Source organism: Streptomyces albus subsp. chlorinus (genome assembly GCF_013302895.1).
Taxonomy (GTDB): Bacteria; Actinomycetota; Actinomycetes; order Streptomycetales; family Streptomycetaceae; genus Streptomyces; species Streptomyces chlorinus.
On record NZ_VJOK01000001.1, the window covers coordinates 5,996,505 to 6,000,005 of the forward strand.

General features: G+C 77.4%; 2 protein-coding genes and 2 pseudogenes. 2 read left to right on the forward strand and 2 right to left on the reverse strand.

All coding sequences use genetic code 11. The features are described 5' to 3' along the window. A pseudogene (locus FM076_RS25985) lies at positions 1-1,390 on the reverse strand (hypothetical protein); the annotation flags it as partial. Between the two features lie 142 nt (positions 1,391-1,532). After that, positions 1,533-2,294, reverse strand: a complete 762-nt coding sequence (locus FM076_RS25990; protein WP_428815024.1) for a peptidyl-tRNA hydrolase — start codon at positions 2,292-2,294, stop codon at positions 1,533-1,535. Positions 2,295-2,327: 33 nt separating this feature from the next. On the opposite strand from FM076_RS25990, the gene FM076_RS25995 reads away from it, so the two are divergent. Both FM076_RS25995 and FM076_RS26000 read left to right on the forward strand, forming a co-directional pair. Next, the gene (locus FM076_RS25995) at positions 2,328-3,296 is read left to right on the forward strand and encodes an ABC transporter ATP-binding protein (RefSeq protein ID WP_173873327.1); all 969 of its coding nucleotides are present in this window, start codon (positions 2,328-2,330) and stop codon (positions 3,294-3,296) included. Continuing rightward, positions 3,293-3,501: pseudogene (locus FM076_RS26000) on the forward strand (ABC transporter); the annotation flags it as partial. The gene FM076_RS25995 and the pseudogene FM076_RS26000, both read left to right, overlap by 4 nt.

A 3,501-nucleotide genomic window follows, 5' to 3' on the forward strand; every position in this document is an offset into this window, starting at 1 on the left:
CGGCGCCCGCGGCCGGCGCGGGTGCCCCTTCCCGCCCGCCCGCGCCGCTTCGCGGACCGGCGCCGTCCCGGCCGTCCCGGTGCCGCCGTGCCGCCCGCCCGGGCAGCGTCCTGTCGGGCAGTCGGCGCAGCCACACCTCGCGGGCGTGCCCGGGGGCGGTGGGCAGATCCGCCTGGTCCAGCACCGTCAGCACCTGCCGCACGGCCCGCGGCAGTCCGCCGGTGAGGCGGTGCACGAACGGGGCGAGGGCCGGGTCGCGCTGCGGCCGGTCGGACAGCCGGGCGCGGACCTCGTCCAGCGTCAGGTCGCGCAGCCGCAGCGGATACCAGTGGCCCGGGTCCCCCGGCGGTCTGCGCTCCCGCCAGTCCGCCAGCCGCGCCCCGTCCACGGCGCGTACCGTCCACCCCCACGACTCCCCCGAGGGCGGGCCCCAGCCCGGCAGCCAGCGGTGGGCGCTGGCGACCACCGTGAGCGGGTCCCCCGCCTCCGCCCGGGGCGGCGTGGCGGTGTGCCGGGCGGCGGCCCGGGCGTCCTCCCGTGCCGTCAGCAGCAGTTCGAGGAAGCGGCGGCCGTCCGGCGTGTGGCAGCTGTCGAGCAGGAGCAGGTAGGAGCGCGGCGCGAAGGACAGCTCCGCGTTGCGCCGCAGGTCCTCCAGGAACGCCGCGCACAGGATCCGCTCCAGCTTCCGCGCGTCCTCCGCCGGGCCGCGGCGCCAGTGGTTCAGCTCGATCACCGCGTCCCAGGGGCTGGTGCCGCCGGTCAGCGGGTGCCTGCCGTACCAGCGGGCGCTCTCGGCGAACCGGTGCCGCGAGAGCACGCCCGACACCATGCGGGCGCCCTCCCGCGCGGCGCCGCCCACCACCTCCTCGAACACCGCGGGGATGCCGGCGGGCAGCCCCAGGGCCGAGCCGCCCACCTGCACGAAGCCGGACAGGTAGTCGCCGTAGCTGGCGAAGGTGGTGTCCTCGAACTGGCCGAGGCGCCGGTGGAGTTGGCGCCGCTGGTCGCGCAGCGGGACGGTGCTCAGGTCGGCGATGCCGCGCAGTTCGCTGTCGGAGGCCAGCAGCCCCAGCGTCAGCCGGGGGAAGCGCGAGACCCGGTAGCGGGGCAGCTTCCGCTCCAGCTGGCGGGCGATCAGCCCCAGCGCGTACCGGGGCTGCAACGGCCGGCCGGAGCCGAAGTTGAGGTAGGCGAAGGGCTGTTCCGCGCCGAAGCGCGCCATCAGCGCCCCGTGCGCCTCGCTCGCGCCCGCGCCGTGCGGCCCCAGCAGCACGACGAGCGGGCGTTCCGCCTCGGGCGGCAGCGCCAGGCACTCGTCCACCAGCGGCACCAGCCCGGCGGGGCCCGGGGGACCGAACGGTCCCCCCTCTCCCGGTCGCGTCCGCGCCACGTCACACCCCCGATCCCCCCGGGCGCTCTCCCCGACGCGTGCGTCTTGCGCCCTGTGAGGAGGATGCCACTATCCGTGGTCGAGTGTCAGGGGGTGAGAGGAAGGATCAGGCGAACACGGGAGGATCCGTCCACCCGGGGGGTCATCCGTTTCCGCGCAGCGCCGGGTGGTCCGCGACGACGGTGGCCGAGCCCGGCGGGATCTCCGTGAACCCGGCGTCCTGGACGACGGGGAGGCCGCCGGCGGCGAGGTCCGCCCAGTGCGCCGCGTCCCGGGCCGGGCGCACCGCGAGCGGGAAGCCCGCCCGGCGCCACGCGGTCCGCTCGGGCTCCTCCAGCGCCCACCAGGCCAGCTGGGCGCCGTGTCCCGCCTGCGCCATCGCCTTGCCCGCCGACATCTCCACCCGCGGGTTCAGCCAGAGCACGGGCGTGCCCTCGGGCGGCGCTGCCGGCGGTTCGGGCTCCGCCAGTTCGGTGCCCGACACCTGGAGCCGCGCCAGGTCCTTGGGCCAGCCGTCGAGCGGGACCGGCGGGAAGACGCGGACCTCGGCGGTGCGCCCGGTCACCGTGATCCCGGCCAGCGGCTCCGTGCGCCGCCACTCGGCGCCCCGGGCCCGTCGTACGACCTTGCGGATGCCGCGCTCCTCCCACAGCCGCACCCGCTTGTGCCACTCCCCGGTCCCCTCGGCCGTCCGCGGGTCGGACAGCAGGACGAGCACCGCGCGGGCCGCCGTCTCCAGCGCGTCGGTGCGCGCGGGCGGGCCGGCGCGCTCGATCCGTACGACGAGGGGCAGCACGTAGCGGTCGGGCCCGGCCGGTTCGGGCGTCGGCGTGGCCCCGGGCGCGGAAGCCGGTCCGGGGGCGGGAACGGGCGCGGGCACGGGTTCGGGGGTCGAAGCGGTCACCTCCTCAGTCTGCCAGCGTCTAACGTCACTCCCATGAACTGGTCTGTGCGGCTGGAGGACGTGGGGCACCGCTACCGTGCGGGCGGGCCGTGGGTGCTGCGCGGGGTGGACCTGGAGCTGAGCTCCGGTGCCCTGCTGCGGATCGAGGGCGGCAACGGCAGCGGCAAGTCCACGCTGCTGCGGCTGCTCGCCGGGATCGACGCACCCGCCGCCGGCCGGCTGCGCGGGCGGCCCCCCGCCCGCGGCTACGTGCCCGAACGCTTCCCCGCCGCCCTGCCGTTGACGGCACTGGGCTATCTGACCCACCTCGGGCGGGTACGCGGGCTGAGCAGGCGCGCCGCCGTCCGGGAGGGGGCGGGCTGGCTGGAGCGGTTCGGGGCGGAGCGGTACGCGGGGACCAGGATGCGGGAGCTGTCCAAGGGCAGCAGCCAGAAGGTGGCCGTCGCGCAGGCGCTCATGGGCCGCCCCGGTCTGCTGGTGCTCGACGAGGCGTGGACGGGACTGGGCCAGCCGGCCCGCGCGGTCCTCGACGCGGTGGTGCGTGAACGGGTCGCCGAGGGCGGCGCGGTGGCGTTCGCGGACCACGACCCGGCCCGGCTCGCCGGCACCGGGCACGCCACCGTACGGGTCGTGGACGGCCGGGTGGCACCGGGTGGCGCGGGAGAGCTGGACGGGACGGGAACACCGGGCGGCGAGGGGGAGCAGGACGGCGCGGGAAGAGGTGTGCGGGCGGCGCTCACGCGTATCGAAGCGCTGGGGGCGCCCGGCTCCCGGATGCCTGCCGGACTGCCGCCGAACGCGCCCCGGCACCTCGCACCGGACGGCGTGCTCACGCTGACGGTGCCGGCCGCCGACTCCGACACGGTGCTGCGCACCCTGCTGGCGGCCCGGCCCGGATGGCACATCCGCTCCCTACGGGAATCGGTACCGCACCCCGCACCGGACCCGGAGGACCGGCCGGCACCGGCTCCCCGGCCGGGAGAGGAGGGCGACGCACGATGAGGGCGACGCTCGCGCTGACGCTGTACCACCTCGCCCTGCTCGCCCGCTCCCAGCGGTGGGCGGCGCCGCTCCTGCTGTACGCGGGTCTGCTGGCGGTCGGCGTACGGGCCGGCCAGCCGCTGCTGGACTCGCTCGGCTTCGCCGCCGCCGTGCTGCTGCCCACGACGGCCTGGCTGGTGCGGATCTGCGTGACGGCGGAGCCGGC

What these genes read in the sequence shown, in the direction of transcription:
- FM076_RS25995 (WP_173873327.1), top strand. Translation starts at nt 2,328, where the DNA reads ATGAACTGGTCTGTGCGGCTGGAGGACGTGGGGCACCGCTACCGTGCG.